Annotated in this window: 19 protein-coding genes; 5 read left to right on the top strand and 14 right to left on the bottom strand. The window is 35.6% G+C overall.

Features of this window, described 5'->3' with window-relative positions; genetic code table 11:
• Positions 1 to 7 precede the first annotated feature (7 nt).
• The 13 genes from CWS01_RS02085 to CWS01_RS02025 form a co-directional block, all read right to left on the bottom strand.
• Entirely contained in the window at positions 8 to 1,645 is a 1,638-nt protein-coding gene (locus CWS01_RS02085; RefSeq protein ID WP_101175393.1) for an amidohydrolase, read from the bottom strand.
• A complete protein-coding gene (locus CWS01_RS02080; RefSeq protein ID WP_101175392.1) occupies positions 1,642 to 3,273 on the bottom strand; it encodes an amidohydrolase in 1,632 nt (543 codons plus the stop codon). The genes CWS01_RS02085 and CWS01_RS02080 overlap by 4 nt, the downstream gene beginning before the upstream one ends.
• A gap of 215 nt (positions 3,274 to 3,488) precedes the next feature.
• Positions 3,489 to 4,454, bottom strand: a complete 966-nt coding sequence (locus CWS01_RS02075) for an ABC transporter ATP-binding protein (protein WP_101175391.1) — start codon at positions 4,452 to 4,454, stop codon at positions 3,489 to 3,491.
• Between the two features lie 32 nt (positions 4,455 to 4,486).
• Positions 4,487 to 5,509, bottom strand: coding sequence for an ABC transporter ATP-binding protein (locus tag CWS01_RS02070; protein ID WP_101175390.1), 1,023 nt, complete (start codon positions 5,507 to 5,509; stop codon positions 4,487 to 4,489).
• A 25-nt stretch (positions 5,510 to 5,534) separates the two neighbouring features.
• Entirely contained in the window at positions 5,535 to 6,458 is a 924-nt protein-coding gene (locus CWS01_RS02065) for an ABC transporter permease (RefSeq protein ID WP_101175389.1), read from the bottom strand.
• A complete protein-coding gene (locus CWS01_RS02060; RefSeq protein WP_101175388.1) occupies positions 6,439 to 7,437 on the bottom strand; it encodes an ABC transporter permease in 999 nt (332 codons plus the stop codon). Before CWS01_RS02060 ends, CWS01_RS02065 begins: the two co-directional genes overlap by 20 nt.
• 72 nt (positions 7,438 to 7,509) lie before the next feature.
• Positions 7,510 to 9,087 (bottom strand): ABC transporter substrate-binding protein, encoded by a 1,578-nt coding sequence (locus CWS01_RS02055; protein ID WP_157827520.1) that lies wholly within the window; start codon positions 9,085 to 9,087, stop codon positions 7,510 to 7,512.
• A 13-nt stretch (positions 9,088 to 9,100) separates the two neighbouring features.
• Complete coding sequence (locus CWS01_RS02050) at positions 9,101 to 9,832, bottom strand: FadR/GntR family transcriptional regulator (RefSeq protein ID WP_101175386.1); 732 nt, start codon at positions 9,830 to 9,832, stop codon at positions 9,101 to 9,103.
• A 249-nt stretch (positions 9,833 to 10,081) separates the two neighbouring features.
• Positions 10,082 to 11,416, bottom strand: coding sequence for an aminotransferase family protein (locus CWS01_RS02045; RefSeq protein ID WP_407938524.1), 1,335 nt, complete (start codon positions 11,414 to 11,416; stop codon positions 10,082 to 10,084).
• A gap of 46 nt (positions 11,417 to 11,462) precedes the next feature.
• Entirely contained in the window at positions 11,463 to 12,404 is a 942-nt protein-coding gene (locus CWS01_RS02040) for a D-2-hydroxyacid dehydrogenase (RefSeq protein WP_157827519.1), read from the bottom strand.
• A gap of 78 nt (positions 12,405 to 12,482) precedes the next feature.
• Positions 12,483 to 13,925: an aldehyde dehydrogenase family protein gene (locus CWS01_RS02035; RefSeq protein ID WP_101175383.1), complete on the bottom strand. Its 1,443-nt coding sequence runs from the start codon at positions 13,923 to 13,925 to the stop codon at positions 12,483 to 12,485.
• Between the two features lie 532 nt (positions 13,926 to 14,457).
• A complete protein-coding gene (locus tag CWS01_RS02030) occupies positions 14,458 to 16,527 on the bottom strand; it encodes a molybdopterin-dependent oxidoreductase (RefSeq protein WP_101175382.1) in 2,070 nt (689 codons plus the stop codon).
• Positions 16,528 to 16,969: 442 nt separating this feature from the next.
• Positions 16,970 to 17,248, bottom strand: a complete 279-nt coding sequence (locus tag CWS01_RS02025; protein WP_101175381.1) for a hypothetical protein — start codon at positions 17,246 to 17,248, stop codon at positions 16,970 to 16,972.
• 677 nt (positions 17,249 to 17,925) lie between these two features.
• Here CWS01_RS02025 and CWS01_RS02020 point away from each other — a divergent pair.
• From CWS01_RS02020 to CWS01_RS02010, 3 genes are all read left to right on the top strand, one after another.
• The gene (locus tag CWS01_RS02020) at positions 17,926 to 18,651 is read left to right on the top strand and encodes a hypothetical protein (RefSeq protein WP_101175380.1); all 726 of its coding nucleotides are present in this window, start codon (positions 17,926 to 17,928) and stop codon (positions 18,649 to 18,651) included.
• Positions 18,652 to 18,989: 338 nt separating this feature from the next.
• The gene (locus CWS01_RS02015) at positions 18,990 to 19,238 is read left to right on the top strand and encodes a helix-turn-helix domain-containing protein (protein WP_101175379.1); all 249 of its coding nucleotides are present in this window, start codon (positions 18,990 to 18,992) and stop codon (positions 19,236 to 19,238) included.
• Positions 19,239 to 19,382: 144 nt separating this feature from the next.
• Positions 19,383 to 19,859, top strand: a complete 477-nt coding sequence (locus CWS01_RS02010; RefSeq protein WP_101175378.1) for a competence protein ComK — start codon at positions 19,383 to 19,385, stop codon at positions 19,857 to 19,859.
• Positions 19,860 to 20,044: 185 nt separating this feature from the next.
• Here CWS01_RS02010 and CWS01_RS02005 read toward each other — a convergent pair whose 3' ends face one another.
• Positions 20,045 to 20,875, bottom strand: coding sequence for a helix-turn-helix transcriptional regulator (locus CWS01_RS02005; protein WP_168714351.1), 831 nt, complete (start codon positions 20,873 to 20,875; stop codon positions 20,045 to 20,047).
• Between the two features lie 118 nt (positions 20,876 to 20,993).
• On the opposite strand from CWS01_RS02005, the gene CWS01_RS02000 reads away from it, so the two are divergent.
• The gene (locus CWS01_RS02000; RefSeq protein ID WP_101175376.1) at positions 20,994 to 22,148 is read left to right on the top strand and encodes a Gfo/Idh/MocA family protein; all 1,155 of its coding nucleotides are present in this window, start codon (positions 20,994 to 20,996) and stop codon (positions 22,146 to 22,148) included.
• Positions 22,139 to 23,023, top strand: a complete 885-nt coding sequence (locus tag CWS01_RS01995; RefSeq protein ID WP_101175375.1) for a sugar phosphate isomerase/epimerase family protein — start codon at positions 22,139 to 22,141, stop codon at positions 23,021 to 23,023. Before CWS01_RS02000 ends, CWS01_RS01995 begins: the two co-directional genes overlap by 10 nt.
• Positions 23,024 to 23,037 lie beyond the last annotated feature (14 nt).

Raw genomic sequence — 23,037 nt, 5'->3', positions numbered from 1 at the left:
GATTCTTTTAAACATTTTCACTCATACTTGTTGAAACGAATGAATTAGGTTCTCTAACATATACAATTTCGCCATTAAAAACAGTCATTTCCACTTTTACATGTAAGATATCTTCCGATGGACAACGGAGGATAGATTGATCAATTACGACTAAATCGGCTAGTTTCCCAGGTTCAATGCTTCCCTTTGTCTGTTCTTCAAAACTGGCATAAGCCCCATTATAAGTAAATATTTTAATAGCCTCTTCTATCGTTATTCTTTCTTCAGGTCCGATCAATAATCCATTTTTTGTTCTTCGATTGACCAGTTCATAGATCCCAATAATAGGGTTATATTCAGTAACCGGACTATCTGATCCTGCTGCAACCATAATTCCATAATCTAGAAAAGAACGAATAGGGAACATAGACTGCGCTCGTTCACCAATATTATTGACATACTCCTCGCCAAATGGATAAAGGAAGGCCGGATTTGGGATGACTACTATCTCTAAATCTTTTATTCTTTTTAATAATTCCTTTGAAGTAACAGAGGCATGTTCTATGCGGTGCCGATGATTTTTTCGGTTATCAAGGCTTGTGACATGTTCAATACAATCGACCATCATTTCAACAGCTGTATCTCCGATTGCATGGGCAGCAATTTGGCAGCCTGCAAGATGAGGATTTTCCATAATAGAATGGAGTTTTTCTTGGCTTAAATAGACAATCCCTTTATTATTCTTATCGCCAATATAGCCATCTTTCATCGCAGCGGTGCGCCCCGTCAAACTTCCATCTAAGAACAACTTGCTTGGACCGATTCGAAATCTGTCATTCCCAGCTCCTGAAAGAATTCCAGCCTCTAATGTTTGGCCAATAGCATCTGTTGTATTATCAAAAGAAACAACCGTTCCATATATTCTTATTTTAATATCAGGATCTCGCATTGCCTTTTGCATCATTATCATATGCTTTGGGAACTTTGACCCTAGATCATGAACACTTGTGATTCCAGCAGCTATAAATTCTTTCGATGCAATTTGGATTGCTTCTAAATACTCTCTTTCACTATATTGATCAAGGTCTAAAACTTTCATTCTAGCTGATTCTTTTAATACACCATTAACGATTCCATTTTCTTTCTCAATCTCCCCATCTTCTAGTGGTTCTGATTGATTGTGAATCTCTGCTAATTGGAGCGCATAGGAATTTGCCGAAAGGATATGATTACATGATCTCTGAATATAAATAGGATGTTTGGTTGAAATTTCATCCAGTTCCCATCTTGTAGGCATTCTCCCTTCCTTTATTCGATTATCATTAAACCCCCACCCTCTTATCCATTGTCCTTTTGGAATATCCTTGGTCTGTTGTTTAAGCAGAGCTATCATATCTTCCATACTCTCAACAGCTCTTACATCAAAAGCCAATTTGGTAAGCCCAGTTTCAGCCATATGTAAATGTGCATCAATAAAGCCTGGCAATAAACTCTTGCCTTCTAAATCAATTATCTTTGTTTCCCCACCAATATACTTTTTTATTTCTTCATTTTTTCCGACAGCCATAATTTTATGATCAAGTATTGCTACTGCCTCTGTAATAGAGAAATGCTGATCCACGGTTATGACTTCTCCATTAATAAAAACCACATCTGCTTTTTTCACCCTCTTACTCCCCCATTAATTTCTGCTGCCTTATTTTCATAAACAATCTTTCCATCAAAAATCGTCATTTCTACTTTAATATCTTTAATAGATTCTGATGGACAACTTAAGATGGAACGGTCTAAAACAACTAAATCAGCTAGTTTCCCTGCTTCAATACTTCCTTTTATGCCTTCTTCAAAGCTTGCATAAGCATTGTTATAAGTAAAAATTTTAATAGCATCTTCTATTGAAATTTTTTCATCAAAACCAATGAACATTCCTTTTTTCGTTTTTCGGTTGACTAATTCATACATACCTAGGAAAGGATTATAGTGGTGAAAATAAGGGCTATCGGAAGAAGCACAAACCATAATGCCTTTTTCCAACAAGGTTTTGACTGGCATCATTTTATGAACTCTTACTTCCCCAATATTCGCCTTATAGTCTTCACCATGTTCATATAGAAATGCCGGATTCAAGTTGATTACAATACCTAATTCCTTTATTTTTTTCATATCTTCCTCATCTGGTAATGGAGCATGCTCTATTCGATGACGATGATCCTCTCTTCCATCTAAACTTGTCACATAGTCGATACAATGAATCATTTGTTTTAGCGCACCATTGCCAATGGCATGTGCTGTTAGTTGATTTCCCGCTATATGAGCTTTTTCCATAATTGCATTAAGGGTTTTTTGATCTAAATAAGAGATGCCTTTATTATCTTCCTCCTCCATATACCCTTCTGTCATAAAAGCTGTTCGTCCGCCAATCGTTCCATCAAGAAATAATTTACTAGGCCCAATCTTAAACTTTTCATCTCCAAGGCCAGATAGTATCCCTGCACGCAACATCGTGTTAATGGCGTTAGGTGTATTTTCAAACAGCTTCACAACTGTTGCATATATGCGCGTATGAAATTCTGGATCTCTTGCTGCCTTTTGCAGAAGCATCATGTGATTATCTCGTCCACCCAAATCATGGACACTTGTAATCCCTACACTTAAATAATCTTTTGCAGCCTTTTTTAATCCTTCCATATATTCTTCGTCTGAATATTGATCCATATCTGTAACCAAATTGCTAGCCGTTTCTTTTAGAACACCATTTAGTTCTCCATTTTCAATAGTAATGTCTCCCCCATCTGGCGGCACGGTATCTTTTGTAATGCCTGCCATTTTTAGGGCATAACTGTTGGCACTAACAATATGTCCACAAACACGCTGAATATAAATAGGATGTTTTGTAGAAATTTGATCTAAATCTTCTTTAGTCGGTAAACGCAGCTCCTCTACCGTATGATCATTAAAGTTCCAGCCACGCAGCCAACCTCCTTCAGGCATATTTTTCGCTTTTTCTTGAAAATCAGAGACTAGTTCTTTAATACTCTTGTATTTTTTTACATCATGAGCCATTTTTAATAGACCGTGAATGCCAATATGCAAATGAGAATCAATAATTCCTGGGAGCAGACTTTTCCCCTCTAAATCAATGATGTCCGTATCTTCACCTATCCAGCCTTTTAATTCATCGTAAGAGCCTGTTGCCATAATTCTATTGCCTACAATGACCGCGGAATCAGAAATGGTAAACTTTGAATCTACTGTAACAACTTCACCGTTTGTAAAAAATAGATCTGCTTTCATCCTATAACCTCTTTCTATAAATTAATCGTACTTCATTAAAAAACGATATCAGCATTAAAAAATGTTATCGTACTCTTAATATCCTTCATGTAAAATAACTAAATCAGGCTTTAAAACTTTTCCATGCTCACTACGATGACAATGGTCCTCTCATCCATCTAATACTGTTATATATTCAATATGCACCTACTTAAAATTCAGTCTATTCTGATATTTCAGTAGAGATGACAAGCTACAAAATGATGGGCTTCAATCTCCTTTAACTCAGGTACTGCTGATTTACAAATATCTTTTGTGAAAGGGCACTTAGCAGCATATTTACACCCTTTTGCTTCATGATTGACAGATGTAGATTCCCCTTCTAATTCAATTCTTTCTCTTTCAACAAATGGGTCTGGTTTCGGAATGGATGACAATAATAATTTTGTATAGGGATGGAGAGGGTTTTCAAATAATAAGTCAGTTGGAGCTTCTTCGACAATATTCCCTAAATACATCGTACCGATTCGATCTGAAATATGACGAACAACCCCTAAATCATGAGCGATAAAAATTTGCGTTAAATTAAATTCTTCCTTTAAATCTAACAGCAAATTAATAATTTGTGCTTGAACGGAAACATCTAATGCCGATACAGGCTCATCACATACGAGAATCGTAGGATTAATAATTAAAGCACGAGCGATACAAACCCGTTGAGCCTGACCTCCAGATATTTGGTGAGGAAATTTATAATAATGTTCTGTTTGCAAACCGACTTCTTTAAGAATTTTCATTGCCTGATAAGTTCTTTCTTTTGGGGAATACAATTTATGAATCTTTAAAACTTCCTCTAAGGTTTCTCCAATGCTTTTTTTGGGATCTAGTGAAGAAATAGGGTCTTGGAAAATCATCTGTAATTCTTTTCGCAGTGGCCAAAACTGTTTATTTCCCAGTTTAGAAATATCTTGATCCTTATAAGAAATACTTCCATTTGTAATATCTACTAAATTAAGAATAGCTCTAACCGTAGTACTTTTCCCTGAACCGGACTCTCCTACTAATCCATAGGTTTCTCCTTCATTCACATAAAACGAGACATTGCTTACGGCCTTAAAAACCTTATTTCCTTTTGTTTTAAAATGAATGTCTAAATTCTTTATATCCAGGACTTTGTCTTTTGTTTCTTTCACCATGTTCATAGATTATCACCCCTAATAATGAAAATTCTTTTTTACCGTTCATGATTTATTTCTTCATAGAACCAGCAACGAACAGAATGATTACTTTGACTTAACTCCACTAATTCCGGCATTTCTTGATTACATCGATCTTTGGCATGTGGACAGCGATTCGAAAATCTGCATCCTTTTGGTATATCACTTAATGGAGGCACCGTCCCTGTAATGGTAAATAATTTTTCTTTTCGTTCTCCTTCTATAGTAGGAATAGACTTGAGTAAACCTTTTGTGTAAGGATGTTGCGGCGATGTAAAAATCGTCTTTACATCTGCACTCTCTACTACTTGCCCTAAATACATGACCATCACCTTTGTACAAAACTCAGCCACCACTCCCAAGTCATGGGTAATAAAAATAATACTCATTCCATATTCCTTTTGAAGGTCTAGCAACAAATCGAGTATTTGAGCTTGAATGGTTACATCTAATGCGGTTGTCGGTTCATCCGCAATTAATATATCCGGTTTACAAGCTAAGGCAATAGCAATCATGGCCCGTTGCTTCATGCCACCTGATAACTGGTGAGGATAAGCATTTATTTTTTGTTCAGCAGAAGGAATTCCTACTTTTTTTAATAAATCGAGAGCAAGCATTTGTGCCTCTTGCTTAGAAACATCCTGGTGCAGCAAAATAGTCTCTATCATTTGACTGCCTATTGTATATAAGGGGTCTAAGGAAGTCATCGGATTTTGATGAACCATTGAAATAACATTTCCTCGTATTTTTCGATATTGTTTTTCACTGAAACGCAGCAAATTATGTTCCTTATATTGTATTTTTCCTTCCACTCTTGATTTTTTTCGATCAAATAAACCTAAAATTGAGGTAGCCGTCACACTTTTACCACACCCTGACTCTCCTACAACTCCTAAGATCTCTCCTTTTTCCAAGGAAAATGAAACACTATTTATCGCTTGCAAGTATCCATTGGAAGTTTTAAATGCTACTTTTAAATCTCTTACTTCGAGGATCTTATTGTCTACTGAATGTTTGGTTAAAACCTCCACATGATTCATTTATCCTACCTCCGTATCCTATTCATCAATTGGAATGCGGGTCTAAAAAGTCACGAATTCCATCACCAAGCAAATTTAATCCGATAACCGTAATCATAATCGCTAAACCTGGGAATAATGTCATCCACCATGCTACACTAATAACTGCTGAACCCTCTTGCAAGATGGCTCCCCATGTGGGTGTAGGAGGAGGAGTACCAACGCCTAAAAAACTTAAGGAAGCTTCCACAATAATCGAATAAGCAAACACAAAAGTGACTTGTACGAGCAGAGGCGACATACAGTTGGGTAATATATGATTAAAAATAATTCTTCCTGATTTTGCTCCAGAGGCTTTTAAAGATTCAATAAAAGGTTGTTCTTTAACCGCCAAAGCTGCAGATCTGACTGTTCTAGCGATTGTTGGAATGAAGATAAAACTTAAGGCGATAATAATGTTTTTGGTGCTTGGACCAAATGCTGCCACTAATGCAATCGCTAATAAAATTTCCGGAATAGCCATGATTCCATCCATAATGCGCATAAATATATTATCGAGCCACTTGTAATAAGCAGATACTAATCCGATTAAAGCGCCGATTACTCCACTAATTAATGTAACGATTGCCCCTACTAACAGAGAAACCCTAGCTCCATATAATACTCGACTAAATACATCTCTCCCCAGGTTATCGGTTCCAAAATAAAATTCAGCACTTGGCGCCTGCATGCGATTCGTCACATTAGTAGAAGTGGGATCATATTTTACTAGGATTGGAGTGAAAATTATCAGCAATAGAACCAGCAGGAGCATCATACTGCCAATAACGATTAATTTATTCGATAGTAACTTTTTCACTTGTGTTCTTCTATGTTGTCTTTTATGCTTACGTTTTATTTCTTGAAGATACACATCCATGCTTTCTCTATTAACCGTCGAACTTTTTTCCTCATTTACTAGCGTTTGCATTTTTCCACCTTCTTTTTACTGAAAATTTATTTTCACTTTTGAATTCAATTCGTGGATCAATAATGGTATATAGAACATCGATCAAAATATTAATGAGTATATAAACAACACCTACAAACAGAATAGTTCCTTGTATTAATGAATAATCTCTTCTTAATACGGAGTTCACGGTCATTTGTCCGATGCCTGGAATGTTAAAAATGGCCTCTGTTATAACAGCCCCGCCAAATAAAGTGACCACTGACATTCCAATTACCGTTAATATAGGAAGAAACGCATTACGAAATCCATGCTTGATGATAATTGCCAGAGGATTCACTCCTCTTGATTTCGCAGCCTTAATGAAATTAGCATTTAATACATCTAGCATAGAAGCTCTCGTCATTCTCATGATTAAAGCAGATTGAAGCAATCCTAACGTAAAAGCAGGCATTATTAAATACCTTATATGCCCTATAAAACCTTCACTGATGGGTTGATATCCTGCAGCAGGCAGCCATCCTAATTGAGCTCCAAAAATCATCATTAAAAACAGCCCAATTAAAAAAGTTGGTGTAGAAATTCCGATTAAGCCAATTCCCATAATAGCTGTGTCCACTGCAGTTCCTTGTTTCACAGCGGATAGAATACCTAAAGGAAGCGCGATTAGGAGCGCAATGATAATAGATAACACCATTAAGGAAAAAGTTGGTTGAATTCGATTCATAATGGCTTCCGTAACAGGTACATTTTCATAAATGGAAGTTCCTAAATCTCCTCTTAACAAATCAAAAAACCAATGAATAAATTGCTGAATAATAGGTAAATTTAATCCCAATTGTTCTCTTAATCGATTAAGATCTTCTTCAGGAGCATCTGGTCCTAATATGTATAAGGCAGGATCTCCTGGAGTTAAGTGGATAATACTAAATACAATAACAGAAATAATAAATAGCAAAGGAACAGCAGCCAAAATTCTTCGGATAATATAACCTACCATGCAAATCCTCCTATATCTTGAAAGGAAGTGAATCTAAGAATGATAGATTCAAAGATTCACTCATCCTATTCATTACTTTTTATCCACGTTCCAGAAAATCTCTATTCCAAATAAGTTATCAACAGTTAACCCATTTCTGCTTCCGTCTAGATAGTTTAGATCACCAAATTTAATAACCGGAATGTCTTCCCAATATAAAGCTTGAGCTTTTTCCCAAGCAGCAAAAGCTTCTTCTTGTGTGGATGCATATCTTACTTCATCTAAATATCCATCCATTTCAGGGCTTGCATAGCCGGATGAATGTTTATTTGCTGAGTATAGGAATAAGGTTTGTCCAGGTTGCCCAACAAATGGAAACGAGGAAGTGAAAGCATCCCACTTGCTTCTATCTGCACGGTTTGCTAACAAAGTAGGCCAGTCAAATACATCTAATTTCACTTTCACCCCAACTTTTGCTAACTGATCTTGAATAACAATCGCAGTATTGTACATAAATGGATAATCTTGCGTTGTCATAATAGTAATAGTTTCACCATTATAACCCGCTTCCTTAAACAATTTTTTCGCGCGTTCTGTATCCTGTTTGTTGTATAGATCACTTCCTGCATCTGTGTACCATTTTTTCTGTTCCTTCATCATTAAGCCTGGATCAAGGCGATAGAAATCTTTATGTCCGGCAGCTCCAAACATGATTTCATCAAAATTTAATGCAGCTGATAAAGCTTGACGCGCAACTGGATCAGAGAAGAAACCTTCAGTAGTATCAAATATTAATCCAGGATACATGCCAGGCTCAATCGTAGTCGTTGTGATGTCTTTATTATTTTTTAATTCATCATATTTATCAGTTGTTAATGATTTGGCATAATCATATTCTCCCGACAATAGCCCATTCAATCGAGTGGAAGCATCCACCACAATATGATAAAAAATATCGTCATATGCTAATGTTTTTGCTCCGGCTAATCCACTGCCTTCACCAGCTGGATTTTGGTAATCTTCGTATTTTTCTACATGAATATATTGATCTTGAGCCCATTCCACAAACTTATAAGGTCCGGTCCCCACCAATTCTTTCACAACATCGTCTCCTGCCTCATCTAGTATAGATTTTGGTAGAATATAAGCAGCTTGACCAGTTGGATAAGCTAAATCATCTAATAAAGTAGTAGATGGCTTTTCTAATGTAAGAACAACTGTTTTTTCATCTGGCGCTTCCACTGTGACACCCTTCATGGTGGCTCTGCCAAACAGGGAGATTCTTCCCCATCTTTCTAACGAAGCTTTAACATCGGCTGATGTCAATGTATCTCCATTATGGAAGGTTACATCCCTTAGAGGAAACGTATAAGTTTTCCCATCTTCGCTCACTTCAATACTTTTGGCTAATGATGGCTGAACCTCATAATTTTCATCATAGGAGACTAAGGTTTCAAAAATAGCTGTAGCAATTTGTCCAGTGGCTACAGCTGTACTAACGTGAGGATCTAAACTAGGCGGAGTTGCATCTATAGCAACATCTAAAGTCTTATCATCAGCCTTTTCTTTTGTTGAATTGGCTGATTCACTTGAACTTTCCTCGGAACATGCAGAAAGCATAAATATAGACAACAAAGCTAACAAAAAGAGTTTCGAGATCCTTATTTTCATTAATAGACTCCCTTCACCTATCATAATTTATAGAATTTTTTCTTCCATCTTCCTGTTGTTCTTCCATATGCTTCTTTAAGATTTGTATATCCTTGCGTGCATCATCAATATGAGATCTCATCACTTTTTCCCCTAAAATTTCATCTCGCTTTTCAATAGCCTCTATCAGTTGCCAATGCTGCTCTTGAGCAATATTGACACTCATAGGATTGTAAATCGTTAATTGAATAGATTTATTTGATAATTCAGAAAAAGAAGTAGACAGGATATTAAATACATTATTTTTTGTTGCTTTTGCTAACTGCAAATGAAACTTGGCATCTAATTCAACAAATTCATTAACATGAAACTTTTTGGATTCCATTTCTTGAAAAATATTTTTCAGCTCGGAAATATCCTCCTCAGTCGCTTGCCTTGCAACTCTTTTTATGATGGCTAGTTCTAAAACCTCTCTCACTTCCAGAATTTCTTCCATCCCTGTTATCGATGTATCCAACACTCTTTCCAAAGATTCCGAAACAAGTTTTGGCTCAGGCTTTTTGACAAATACTCCTCTTCCTACCTGAATATCGACAAAACCTTTTTCACGCAGTACTTTTATGGCTTCTCTTACCACATTTCTACTTACATGGAACTGCAGGGCTAGCTCTCTTTCTGATAAAAGTTTTGATCCTTCTGTTAACTTGCCATTGACAATTTCACTTTCAATAGCTGATACAATATCGACATAAAGTAATTTTGCCATACACTTCAGTAAACCTCCTACATAACCGGTATTACCAGTTGATATAAACTATCATATTTTTAATCAGTAGTTTACTCAATGAATTTGTCAGAAAGGATTACATAGTTTTTTTTCATTCTTTATTTTAGTCAGATTATTTAACAACATCTTAGATAAAGTGAAACTTCAACCAGCGGGGGCTTTACTGCCCGTTAATGCCGGAGAAAAAGGAGAACCTGATAGGCAAAACGCTGGTTCTCCCAAAAGTCATTAGCCTACAACGATTTTATTTAATACCACTTGAATAGATTCTCTTAAAATCATAAGTAATCGACTTATTTCTTCGGAAGAAATGACTAAAGGCGGAGAAAATACTACGGTGTCACTTTCCCCATACGTAATGTTCCGACAAATTAGACCTCTTTTCATTGCTTCATCCATTATTTTTGGTGCCATTTTTTCTGGGAATCTCGTTTTTTGGTCTCGATCCATAAATAAATCAAAAGCAGCTAATAAACCTTTACCACGAATATCTGCTATATGTTCAAATTCCTCTTCTATTTGTTTAAAACCTGCTAATAGCTCTTCGCCACGCTCTTTTGCATTTTGAACAAGTTGCTCTTTTTCAATGATTTCAAGGTTTTTCAACGCTACTGCACAGCCAACTGGATGTCCACTATACGTGAAACCATGGAATAGAGGTCCGTCAGATTTATCCTTTAAAACGGAAAAAACCTTTTCACTCATCATCACTCCCCCTAATGGGAAATATCCGCTTGTTACGCCTTTAGCAAATGTCATCATATCAGGTACAACCCCATAATGGTCCATACAAAATAAAGAGCCTGTTCTCCCAAAACCAGTAATCACTTCATCTGTAATAAATAAAATTCCGTATTCATCACAAACATTGCGGATACCTGCAAAATAGTCTTCAGGCGGATAAAATAACCCTCCAGCTCCCATAACAGGTTCTGCAATAAATGCAGCAATAGTGCTTGGCCCTTCTGCTTCAATGGTATCTCTTAATGCGTCGACAGATAAAGCCTCTGTATGAACAAAATCAGGTGCCAATGAATTCGTCATCGTATGAAATTGTTTGATTCCAGTTGCACTAGTAGAACCTGTAGCAACCCCATGATAGGCCTGCTTACGTGCAATAATTTTTTTTCTGTTTGGTTCCCCTTTTAATATCCAATAATGGCGGGCCAGTTTAAAGGCAGTATCATTGGATTCCGAGCCCCCTGAAGTGAAAAAGATATGGTTTAAATCTCCTGGCGATATACTAGCTAATTTTTCTGCTAGACGAATGCCAGGCTCATGGCTAAATGTATAAAAAGCATTGCTGAACGACATTGTTTTTATCTGTTCCATTGCGGCTTCCCCTAGCTCTTCTCTGCCATAGCCAATATTGACATTCCAAAGAGAGGACATTCCTTCAATATATTCCTTCCCTTCGATATCTTTTACCATAACTCCCTTAGCTTCTGTAAAAATATAAGCTGGCCCAAATTCTTGTTGTTGTTTAATAGACGAAGTAGGATGGACAAAGTGTTTTTTATCTAATTCAACTAATTCCGAATAATGATTTGCGTTCATGATCATCTCTCCCTATCATTTTTAGATTAATAGTTAAGCATTTAAGAAAAACTTAGTAGCCTTTTTGATAATTAAAGTTGAATGCTAATTGATCTCCCGCCTTAAAGGCACGATAATTCTCATCAAAAATATCGATGCATCGTTGATAAAAGAGCTTTGTTTTTCCAGAGATATGGGGAGTCAAATACAGAGTATCCACTTCCCATAATGGGCTGCTTTTTGGCAGCGGTTCTTCATTAAAAACATCTAAAACAGCACCTTTTATCATTTCTTGCTGCAATGCCTGTATAAGATCTTCTTCTACTATTAAATCGGCACGTCCTACATTGATGAAATAGGCTGATTTTTTCATTAACTGAAATTGTTCCTTTGTGATGCAATGATACGTTTTATCTGTAACAGGAAATAAAGCCACAACAAAATCACCTTTTCCCATTACTTGATTCCTATCATCAAATGTATACATTTCATCAAAGCCTTCAACAGGAGAACCGGTTGTATTTACTCCAATCACCTTCATTTGAAAAAGCTTAGCCTTTTTTGCAATTTCTCTTCCAATCGCACCTGCTCCTAAAATAACGATCGTTTTTCCATATACTTCATCAGGCAAAATACTTCGGTTATAGATTTGTAATCTTTGATTTTCTATAAAACGTTCCATGTCTCGCATAAAATAAAGAATAAAACTCATCACATATTCCGAGATCGAGTTCCCATAAATGCCACGAACATTTGTCAATAAAATGTCCCGATTTTCAAGTTCATTCAGTTGTATATGTTCAACTCCTGTTTGGAAAACTTGAACCCATTTTAAAGAAGGCAATTTATTTAACGTACATTCATCAAGATCAAAACCATACGTGATGAGAATCTCGATTTTTTCCAATGGAATATGTCCGTTTAAAAAATCGACCAAAAAATAAATATCTCCATATCGATCCAATAGAGATGCTTGATAATCGGCTGGCAAATCTGGAAGCGTTACAAGGATCAATTGATCATCCCCTTCTTTTTCAACATGAAATGAACCGGTAGTACCAGTTATTTTATAAAATCAAGTAAAAACATCTAATTAGTTGGAATTATAATAAACTGTTTTTATTTTTGTATAAAATTCAATAGCTGCTTTGCCTTGTTCTCTAGGCCCAAAACTGGAACTTTTTATCCCTCCAAATGGGGCTTGTAATTCAGTCGCAACAGTACCTGAATTAATGTGAACCATACCAGCTTCTATTTCGTCGATAAATCGCTGAGATAAACTCATATCCCTAGTAAAAATCCCTGCACTCAACCCATAATCCGTATCATTGGCAACCTCTAGCGCTTCTTCAAAGCTATTCACTTTCATCAAAGAAACAACCGGTCCAAAAACCTCTTTCCTTGCAATCTCCACCTGTTGAGATTCCAATTCAAAGATAGTCGGAATTACATAATGACCTTTGTTTAGTTCAACAGTTGCAACCGCTGTACCACCTGTTAATAGCTTTGCTTCTTTCTTCCCCTGTTCAATCATGGAGAGCACAGACTTCTGTTGTTTTTCTGAAACGGATGGACCTAAAAAAGTTTCTTCATCCATCGGATCACCAATTATTAGTTCATTGGTTCTCTCCATAAGTTTTTCTCTAAATAATTCATATATCTCAGACTCAACAATCACTCTGCTTGTTGCTGTACATTTTTGCCCCGTCGATAAGAACGCATCATTTATCGTACTTTCAACCGCTAAATCGATATCTGCATCCTTAAGGACTACTAATGGATTTTTTCCTCCTAATTCTAATTGAACCGGTTTTCCCAATAAGGAAGCTTTTTCTCGAATAGCATTTCCCACTGCATTCGATCCAGTAAAAGAGATTGCTTTAATAGAAGGATTTTCAATCATAGCATTTCCTAGTACAGACCCTAATCCAAATACACAATTGACCACACCTGCGGGAATCCCTGCCTCATGCAAACATTCGACAAGATGATACGTTGATTTCGGAACACTTTCAGCAGGCTTAATGACCACCGTATTTCCGTAAACAAGTGCTGGCGCCATTTTCCATGCGGGAATCGCAATCGGAAAATTCCAAGGTGTAATTAATCCAACTGGTCCAATAGGAACTCTTTTGGTAAAAATAATCATTTTAGGATTTCTAGAAGATATCACATCCCCAATCGGCTGATTGGCCTCTGCAGCATAATATTGTAAGGTTGAAATCGCACGATTGATCTCACCTTTTGCTTCAGCTAATGTCTTCCCTTCTTCTTTCGTCAAATCAATCGCTACTTCATCTAGTTTCTGCTGTAGTATAAAGGAAGCTTTTAATAAATAATCTCCCCGTTGCTGATAAGATAATCGACTCCATGAGACAAAAGCATTTTTGGCCGCATTTGCTGCCATTTCCATATCGATTTCAGCACTATCCGGAAAGGCATCCAACTCGGATTGATCATGAGGACTCAAATTAGCGACAAATTCATTTGTAGAAGGAGCCATCCATTCACCGTTTATATAATTATAAAAATTCACTCTATCCCTCCTTTTAATCTAACTATTCTAAAGTTTCAGAAAAATTATTAGGTAATTTCATTAATCCTCTATATATTTTGAAGTCCATGATGTAGCTGCCACTTTATGTGCAATCCTACTATTACAAACATTTATACCTTCTTTAAGTACAGTAAATAACAAGTCCAACATGCGTTTAACCACCTCTTCTTTCCTCCATCATTACATCAGAAGAATAAATACGTGATCATTTTTTTCGATTAAAATTTCTGCATCTGCCAGAAAGAAAAACACCAGCTGATTTTCCTTTCTTTCGCAACATTAATCCTTATGATTTTATCCCCTACTTCCATTTATTTTCTTTTATTTAAGTGGTAGTACCAGTTCTACAATTTAACTATAGTTAAAAAAACAAATTGTATCAACGAACATGTAAGATTTAATAACACACAATTTTCTTTATATTTAAAATATTAAATATATAATGTTTAAACTTAATGAAAAAGCATGAATCCAAGAATCATGCCTACTAAGTAAAACCAGTATAAAAATTTCACTCCTTGTTCAGACTTTCACTTCTTTGCCATCTTTGCACAGCTACTCGTCCCGAAAAGAAGGTAGCCCCTCCTCCCATGTCCGATAATCGATCTGGAGTAAGTGCGTTGATCAATTGTTTTTTCCCTTCTTGATCTGCCCATATGCCTTGAGATACAACCACACCTGGAAGCACACTTTCGCCAATCTCTGCTTTTAGCACACATTCTCCTTGCTTATTCCAAATTCTCACCATTTCTCCAGCTTTAATGCCTAAATATAAAGCATCTTGATGATTCATATATAATTTGGCCTCTTTTTCCATCTTCTGATGTTTTTCTATATTAGAAAATGTCGAATTTAAATAATTATGATTCGGAGCCGGTACATATAGAAACGGCAAACCGCTATCATCTTTTAGCGGGACATAAGTAGGCAGTGCCGGAAAGCCATCCTCTTGCATTTTTTCAGAATAAAGCTCTATTTTCCCGCTAGGTGTTGGAAGATGTCCTGGAAATAATGGCTTTATCTTCGCTTTTAAATAATGATGCTCTACTAATTCTTCAAATGTGAAATGCTCTAAATAAACATTATTAGGATGCTTAAATGAATGTGCTGCCATTTCTGCTTCACTTTCTTGAAACAATTCTTCTTTAAATCCCATTACATTTGCTAATAATCGGAAAACATCGACATTCGATTTCGATTCATTATAAGGTTCAATAATCGACTGCTGAAGTTGAATATACTGATGCCAATAGGAAGTGTAAAAATCCATATTTTCATAGGACGATGTTGCCGGCAATACAATATCAGCAAACTTAGCTGTTTCCGTTAAAAATAAGTCATGTACAACAAGAAACAAGTCCTCACGTTTAAGTCCTTCTCTTACTTTATTGGCATTAGGGGCAACCACTGCCGGATTGCAGGAGTAAACAAAAAGGGATTTTACTGGCTGCGTTACATCATGAAGAGCCTCACCTAACAGGTTCATATTAATGATTCGAGTAGATTTATTTTTTAACAAATCTGCTCGTTGCAAATAGTCTGTATCACTAGCCAAATAGCCTGAATTGCCTTTAATGGCTCCCCCGCCTTTTAGAAGCCATTGTCCCGTTAAAGCAGGAAGACAGGAAATGGTACGAACGAACATTCCACCATTATCATGATGCTGCGGCCCATTCCCGATTCGTATAAAAGATGGACTCGCTTTTCCATACATCCTCGCAAGCTTATATATATCATTAACCGGCACACCCGTTATTTCCGCAACAGACTGGGCATCATATTGTAATACATGCTGCCTCAATTCATCTTTTCCAATTGTATACGTATCTAGAAAATCGTGGTCAATCATATCTTCAGCAAACAAAATATTTATGATGCCTAAGGCTAGGGCACTATCGGTTCCTGGCTTAATAGGAATAAACCAATCTGCAAAACGTCCCGTTTGGTTTTTATGAACATCGATAACAATAATTTTCGCTCCATTTTGCTTCCGAGCTTGTTGAGCTAATGCGACTTGATGCATATTTGTGCTTACCGCATTAATGCCCCAAAAAATAATTAATTTGGAATGAATAGTATCCTCAGGGTCTATCCCTAAACTATCTCCCATCGTATACTTATAGCCAATTGAACCAGCCGATGCGCAAATGGTACGATCAAGCTTTGAAGCACCTAGACGATGAAAAAACCTACGATCCATTCCTTCCGCATTCAATCTGCCCATATTGCCATAAAAGCTGTATGGAAGAATACTTTCCGAACCATATTCTTTTATTTGTTTTTTCCACCTTGAAGCAATCGTATCCACAGCCTCTTCCCAACTAATTCGCGTAAATTTCCCCTCTCCCTTTGCACCTATACGCTTTAAAGGGTACCTCAAGCGATCTCGATGATAAATCCGCTCTGTCATATGCCTTACCTTATTGCAGATATTCCCCTTTGTAACTGGATGATTCGGATCTCCCTCCACCTTTACAATCCTTCCATTTTCCTTATGAAGAAGTAAACCACATTGGTCCGGGCAGTCAAGTGAACAAACAGAAGGAAAAACACCCGTTGTTTGCTTTACAAAATCGGTCATATAGTTGGCCCCTTTCCTAAAATTTTTACAGATATTTGATTAAACTGTAGGCATCCTAGTGAATTGCATTTTCTATTTCTCTATTTATAGAGTTAATAGAGGATCTATTATTGATTTCAAAAACTGGTACGACCAGTTCTACGAATAATATATTCATAAATAAAGTCTATATCAATGAACTTGTAAAGTTTGTTAACATAGTAATTGGATATTTAGCTTTTATATATAATAGCCCCCTCGCTAACACACTGTACATTTGGATTCTTTTAAAATATTTTTCTCTGTTTAGTTGAAAATATTATCTTGCTCATGTTTTCCTCTATTCTTCACATCTTGAAATTCAAGTATATAAAAAATACCTGTAGATGAAACACTCTTTTTCAAGTGTCCTAGCTACAGGTACCAGTTTAGAGCATCTGCCCTCTTGTTTTTAAACATATATTCACAAAAGAACGAAACTTAAAATCAAATCAATTTTTGTATTAAATAGTATTAAGCCCTCTTCGCTTTTAGCAAAAAATTCATCTTTTAAAACCTCAATAATGGCTCTTAGATAATTATATGCTGTTTTTGTTATTCTAATTATCCATGAAATGACAATCCCTAGCATTCCTAATCTCCAAAGTATAAAAGCTACTAAAGCTAGAACACCACCACCTATATGTCTAGTTATAATCGTTCCAATAATAAATATTACAATACCAAGAACTACCCACAACAACTTTGCTCTCTCCCTACTGGACTAATTAATTCCCTGATTCAAACCGAATAAGGAATAATTCACCTTTAATAATTTCATTTGTCAAAAAAATTAATTTCTTAAAAGACTATTTGTTATAAAGTAAAACTTTAATCAAACTTTTAAGGGCAATTTTCTCTCCACCTAGATTTCTCATTTTCTCTCATACTCCCTTAGGTGGGGCCAAAAGCCCGTTAAATAGTGATAAATTCGATCTTCTGAGTTCTCTTTCTTTTTCATTTCTTTTGCATGACTTCCATAAAAATTCCTAAACCTTTAAGAAACCTATTCGTACTTTTGGCACTACATTATGTAATTTTTGTAAATACAGAGTAATATTTTCCTAGAGAGTATATCACTATTTGTCGTTTGTTGGAAGAAAAATAATGCATATAGAGAATTTATAACAAATGCTACATTACCCCATTTTTTTCTCTAGCTTCATTTGTTTTACTTTTACTTTTCTGTTTCTCACATGCCCTATACCATAATCCATAGCGTTGACATTAAAGCACCTGATTGTTGAATAAGATAATATTTTTTACTTACTTATCATCCAAGTTATTTTTTCCCTGATTGCAAATATAATTGTATAGGGTATTTATTCTATACTTTCTCATGTCATAAATGCTCTTCAAACATCAAAGGGGGAAACAATAATGGCGAAGAGTAATGATGTAATGGGTTCTGGCAGCATCAATCTTGCAAAAAATGTTTCTGTTTTAACCAGTATCACAGACAAATCCTTAAAGAATCCTGCCCGACTCGGATTAATTGGAGGTCTTTTATGGCTAGTAGTGATGTTGTTTTATTTTGTAAATGATTCCTTAACAAAACCATTCGAGTCCTACTCTGTTTTTGTCGTCTCAGATATTTTGAATATTGTCGGAGCCTTCCTTCTCTTTCTATTTATTCGATTTCTTTATAAACAAGGGATCCATTTTGGATTAAAGAAGCTTATGCTCTTGATCTTGGCAGGCTTTACATTAAGATTGTTAGGAAAGATGTTAGATGCATTTAATTATGCCCTAATTGATCTTCAAGTTGGAAGTGATGCTCTTATTGCGGGGATTTTTCTTCTCTCAGACCTATTTCATCTGCTAGGTGCAATAGCTATCGCTGTACTTATGTTGATTTTTTTAAAAAAAGAACAGAAAAGTTCATATAAAGTCATTTGTTTTCTAAATGTTTTTTTTGCGTCGCTATATGCCTGCGTCTATATTTTTTTATTTCTCCTAGATGCAGGAATAATCGAATCGTTATATATTCAATTAACAAGATTAGTATCATTATTCACTTCGATTACACTAATATTGTATTTTTCCGTTTTGCTGAAAGATAGCAGAAAAATGCAAAGGAAAGAAGAAAACACCTTAGATATTTAAACTGTAACCGTTAAAGTGAAAAAGGTTCTTTACGCACTCTTGGTGAAGAAACACCGAATAAGCGTAAGAACCTTTTTAGTTTAGCAGTTACAACAAATAGGAAGACCGACTTCAATTACTACTAATGTCCTTCTAAAAAAGAAAAATTCCTCATTTTGTCCTTATAAAGGGTCTGACCCCTTAGTCAAAACTATTATTCCAAATCTACTAATAGAAAAATTGAAATATCTAATAAAAAAACTCCATGCATTTTACATATATTAACAATATCTCACCTATAGGTTATGGTTGCATCTTATATACGATTAGATAATAGTAGCAAAAAGGATTGCTACTAAATGGAGAAGAAAAACTTTTACAAACTATTGGCTGCTAATATTAAACTCACAAGACAACTAAAAGGAATTACCCAAGAAGAACTTGCTGAAAAAGCTGGCTTAAGCACCACACATATTGGCAGAATTGAAAACGGCAAAGCAGAACCAAAAGTTCATAGCTATTATAAAATTTGTGCCGTACTTGGTATCCAAATTCCTTCTTCCTTAGAACAATTCAAAATACAAATGGATAGAGATATAAATGAATAGCATCCATGTTTAACGTCTTCATCTATATGTACTAAACATTTATATATTCTCAAACTTAGTGCCATATTACGTTTGCTCCACTATTCTTTCCACCATACTTCCTCTCATTTATCTTAAATTCCCCAAAAGGAGTGTCCACTATTTATGCCAACCATTTTACCCAATTATGAAATCAATGACCAAACCCTTGCACTTAAACCCTCTTTCCATCACAAATACAGCACCATTGTATTAGAAGGAGATCAAAAACTATTCATTAAACAAACCCCACTGCAACTAATCCAACAAGCAGCACTAAAAGGCGGCTCTGACTATAACGGCAGAAGAAAATCGCTTATCTATTTAACCGGGATAAAAAAGAAAATTCCTATCCCCCTCTATCCACAAAAAAACATCTATGCCTTCCCAACCCATTCTCCCAATCACATAAACTGCCACTGGATTTTCTTCCATCAAGTAGAATCCATCCAAAAACACCCTACTTCTACCTATTCTGCAAAAATCATCTTTAAAAATGGCCAAGAACTCTTGCTAGAAGAATCCCTTTATTTGTTAGAAAAGCAGATGTACCGCACATGGTTATGTGTGAAGGCGTTGGAGGGGGAAGTTGTAAAATCCTAAATAAATTATGTTTCCTTTTTTGTTCCATACTAGACATACCAAAAGAGGCAGCATAAGATTATGCTGCCTCTCGAACTTATTTCACTGTAATTTTTCTCTTTACTTCCCTTTTATTGCCTGCTTTATCTACCACTTTATAATACTACTCTGTGTACACAATTGATTGGGTCAGGCCCACTAATCCTCTAAAAACGGAAATTCTTAAATTCTTTAGGAGTCATATTTGTATGTTTTTTAAAGGAAGCAATAAAATGTGACGGTGAACTAAATCCAATTATGTCGGATATTTTATTTATCGAGAAGTTCGTGTTTTTTAGTAAGGATTTGGCATGTGTTAATCTTTTGAGAATGACATATTCATGTGGTGACAAACCAGTAAATTTCTTAAATTTTCTAGAAAAGTGATAGACACTAAGTGATGCTATTTTAGCTAAATCATTAATATTTAAGGGCTTTTCACTATTTTCATCAATAAATATAATAACGTCTTTTAAGTCTGATGCTGAAGATACTGTATGATTTCCCTCTATTAAAAGACTTAGTATTTTATGGATTTCGTAGGAAGCTTTAAAATCACTTATTTTATTATGCTCTAGCATGGATAAAATGTTTTCTATTGCTTTTATAACCTCCATGTCATTTAACACTGATATAACCGGGCCATATAATTGGATAATCATATCGTAAAATTCTTTACTGGCATTTCCCTTAAAATGAATAAATTCAAAAGAAATAGGTTTCGTTGCATAATATTTGTGAGGAATACGACAATCAAAAAGGAGTAATTCATTGGCATTTATAGTAAAAATTTGTTGGCCAAGCTCTAATCGAAGCTGTCCGTGAGTTACTTTAAGAAGTAAATAATAGTCATGGAAGGTTCTTTCAATGATGTAATCTACATTACAGTCATAACGGCCTGCGAAATGAAGCGTAAATAAATGTTTTCTAGAAAATTCATTAGGTGTATGTGCATAAAATTCGGAGCTAGGCAAAACTCCAAGTTCATTTATTTTCATTCTAACCCCCACAGCAAAATTTTGATATTTATTGAGCAAGTTTATCTGATGATTCTTACACATAAACAGATTATACTATCTACATAATAGCAAATAACTTATAAGGAAGGGATACTAGATGAATAAAAAGGTGAATATTGGAATGGTTGGAGCTGGATGGATGTGTACAGCGCATGTGAATGCCTATACAAATGCCTTTCGTTTATATGGAGAAAAAATAGGTGAACCAGTTTTTAAAATTATTATGGATGTAAATGAACACGCTTCCAAAGAAACGGCTAAGAAATTCGGTTTTGAAAAATGGACGACAGATTGGATGGATATTATTCATTCAGATGAGGTTGATATTGTCGATATTGTCACTCCAAATGTTTTTCATTATGAAATAGCAAAAGCTGCTTTATTAAATGGAAAAAATGTGTATTGTGAAAAACCATTATCTTTAAGTGCAGAAGAATCAAAAGAATTAGCCAGAATTGCCAAGGAAAAAGGTGTATTAAATTATGTAGCCTTTAATAATGTGATGAACCCTGCTACTGAATATATGAAACAATTAGTACAGTCAGGAAAGTTAGGTGAAATCATGCGGTTTGATGGACGCTACGACCAAGACATGCTCCTTGACCCTTCCATTGCGATTACATGGAGACACCTTGTGAAACAGGCTGGCAGCGGAGCGTTAGGTGATTTAGGGTCTCATCTATTAAGTGTTTCGCAATATATTATGGGAGATATTGAATCTGTTCATGCTGTTTCAAAAATCTATATTCCTGAAAGACCAGCAAAAACAGACTCATCGGAAATGGCAAGCGTTGAAACAGAAGATTATATAGCTTTTACAGCACTATATCAATCCGGTGCCATTGGTCAATTATCTACAAGTCGTGTTGGGACTGGAAGAAAAAATTATTTAGCATTTGAGATTCAAGGTACTTTAGGTACAGCTACCTTTAGTTTAGAAAGGCTAAATGAGGTTAATGTTTATTTCCATAACGAGGAAAGTGCGCATAGAGGATTTAGGAATGTATTGTTAGGTCCAGATCATGGAGATTATGGAATATTTCAACCAGCGGCAGGCATTAATATTAGCTTTAATGATATGAAGGTTATTGAAGTGGCTAAGGTACTAGATGCATTTACGAATGATGTGGACTATGTGTGTGATTTTGAATTTGGTGCAAAAATTGATACATGCATTCAAGCTATCTTAAAATCTGCTAAAACGCACAAATGGGAAAAGGTAGAGGAAAGGAATACATCTTTATGTCTATAAGAGTAGGAACTGCACCCGATTCTTGGGGAATATGGTTTCCCGATGATCCAAAACAAGTATCATGGCAGCAATGTTTAAATGAAATGAAAGAAGCAGGTTATAAGACTTTAGAGTTAGGCCCCTGGGGTTATTTCCCTACAGATCCAATTAAGTTGAAGGAAGAGCTCTCTAAACGAGATTTGGAGCTAATTGCAACCACATTAATGACGGATATCGTATTTATTAATGATTTTCAGCTAATTTATAAAACCTTAGATAAAATTCTATCCTTACAATGCCACTTTTCTTCCGCAAAATATTTAGTATTAATCGACGGAATGTATACAGATCTTTTTACTGGCGATCGTATTGCAAGAAAAAAGCTTAATGATGATGAATGGAATCAAATGATTGCTAATATAAAAAAAATAGTAGACTATGTCAAAGCTAGATTGGATATTCAAGTAGTCTTCCATCCACATGCAGAAACACATGTAGAGACGGAAGAAGAGATCGAAAGACTTTTAAAGGATATCGATCTCGATCTTTGTTTGGATACAGGACATCATATGTATTCTGGAGGAGATCCCATTACATTTATTCAAAAGCATAAAGACCGAATTAAATACTTACATTTAAAGGACTGTAATAAAAGCATTCGAGAAAAAATCAAAGAAAACGACTGGGCTTTTGCGCAAGGTGTCCAATCAGGTGTTATGTGCGACCCAGAATCTGGGGATGTTGATTTTGTCCAACTAACAAAAACGCTGGAGCGTATCCAATATGCTGGAGAAGCAGTTGTTGAACAAGATATGTATCCAGCTCCAGCTGATGCTCCTTTTAAAATAGCAAAACAAACATTGGATTATTTTAAAAAAATAGGTCTTGTAGAATAGTAAAATTGGCAGGT

Origin of the sequence: Niallia nealsonii (genome assembly GCF_002835805.1) — a bacterium.
Taxonomy (GTDB): domain Bacteria; phylum Bacillota; class Bacilli; order Bacillales; family Cytobacillaceae; genus Niallia; species Niallia nealsonii.
Note: the sequence above shows the minus strand (reverse complement) of the source record. Positions and strands in the feature narration are given on the sequence as shown.

Coding starts and splice junctions, on each gene's coding strand:
- CWS01_RS02000 (WP_101175376.1), top strand. CDS start 20,994: ATGAATAAAAAGGTGAATATTGGAATGGTTGGAGCTGGATGGATGTGT.
- CWS01_RS02030 (WP_101175382.1), bottom strand. CDS start 16,527: ATGACCGATTTTGTAAAGCAAACAACGGGTGTTTTTCCTTCTGTTTGT.
- CWS01_RS02020 (WP_101175380.1), top strand. CDS start 17,926: ATGGCGAAGAGTAATGATGTAATGGGTTCTGGCAGCATCAATCTTGCA.
- CWS01_RS01995 (WP_101175375.1), top strand. CDS start 22,139: ATGTCTATAAGAGTAGGAACTGCACCCGATTCTTGGGGAATATGGTTT.
- CWS01_RS02065 (WP_101175389.1), bottom strand. CDS start 6,458: ATGCAAACGCTAGTAAATGAGGAAAAAAGTTCGACGGTTAATAGAGAA.
- CWS01_RS02050 (WP_101175386.1), bottom strand. CDS start 9,832: ATGGCAAAATTACTTTATGTCGATATTGTATCAGCTATTGAAAGTGAA.
- CWS01_RS02070 (WP_101175390.1), bottom strand. CDS start 5,509: ATGAATCATGTGGAGGTTTTAACCAAACATTCAGTAGACAATAAGATC.
- CWS01_RS02045 (WP_407938524.1), bottom strand. CDS start 11,416: ATGATCATGAACGCAAATCATTATTCGGAATTAGTTGAATTAGATAAA.
- CWS01_RS02055 (WP_157827520.1), bottom strand. CDS start 9,087: ATGAAAATAAGGATCTCGAAACTCTTTTTGTTAGCTTTGTTGTCTATA.
- CWS01_RS02015 (WP_101175379.1), top strand. CDS start 18,990: ATGGAGAAGAAAAACTTTTACAAACTATTGGCTGCTAATATTAAACTC.
- CWS01_RS02060 (WP_101175388.1), bottom strand. CDS start 7,437: ATGGTAGGTTATATTATCCGAAGAATTTTGGCTGCTGTTCCTTTGCTA.
- CWS01_RS02010 (WP_101175378.1), top strand. CDS start 19,383: ATGCCAACCATTTTACCCAATTATGAAATCAATGACCAAACCCTTGCA.
- CWS01_RS02005 (WP_168714351.1), bottom strand. CDS start 20,875: ATGAAAATAAATGAACTTGGAGTTTTGCCTAGCTCCGAATTTTATGCA.
- CWS01_RS02080 (WP_101175392.1), bottom strand. CDS start 3,273: ATGAAAGCAGATCTATTTTTTACAAACGGTGAAGTTGTTACAGTAGAT.
- CWS01_RS02075 (WP_101175391.1), bottom strand. CDS start 4,454: ATGAACATGGTGAAAGAAACAAAAGACAAAGTCCTGGATATAAAGAAT.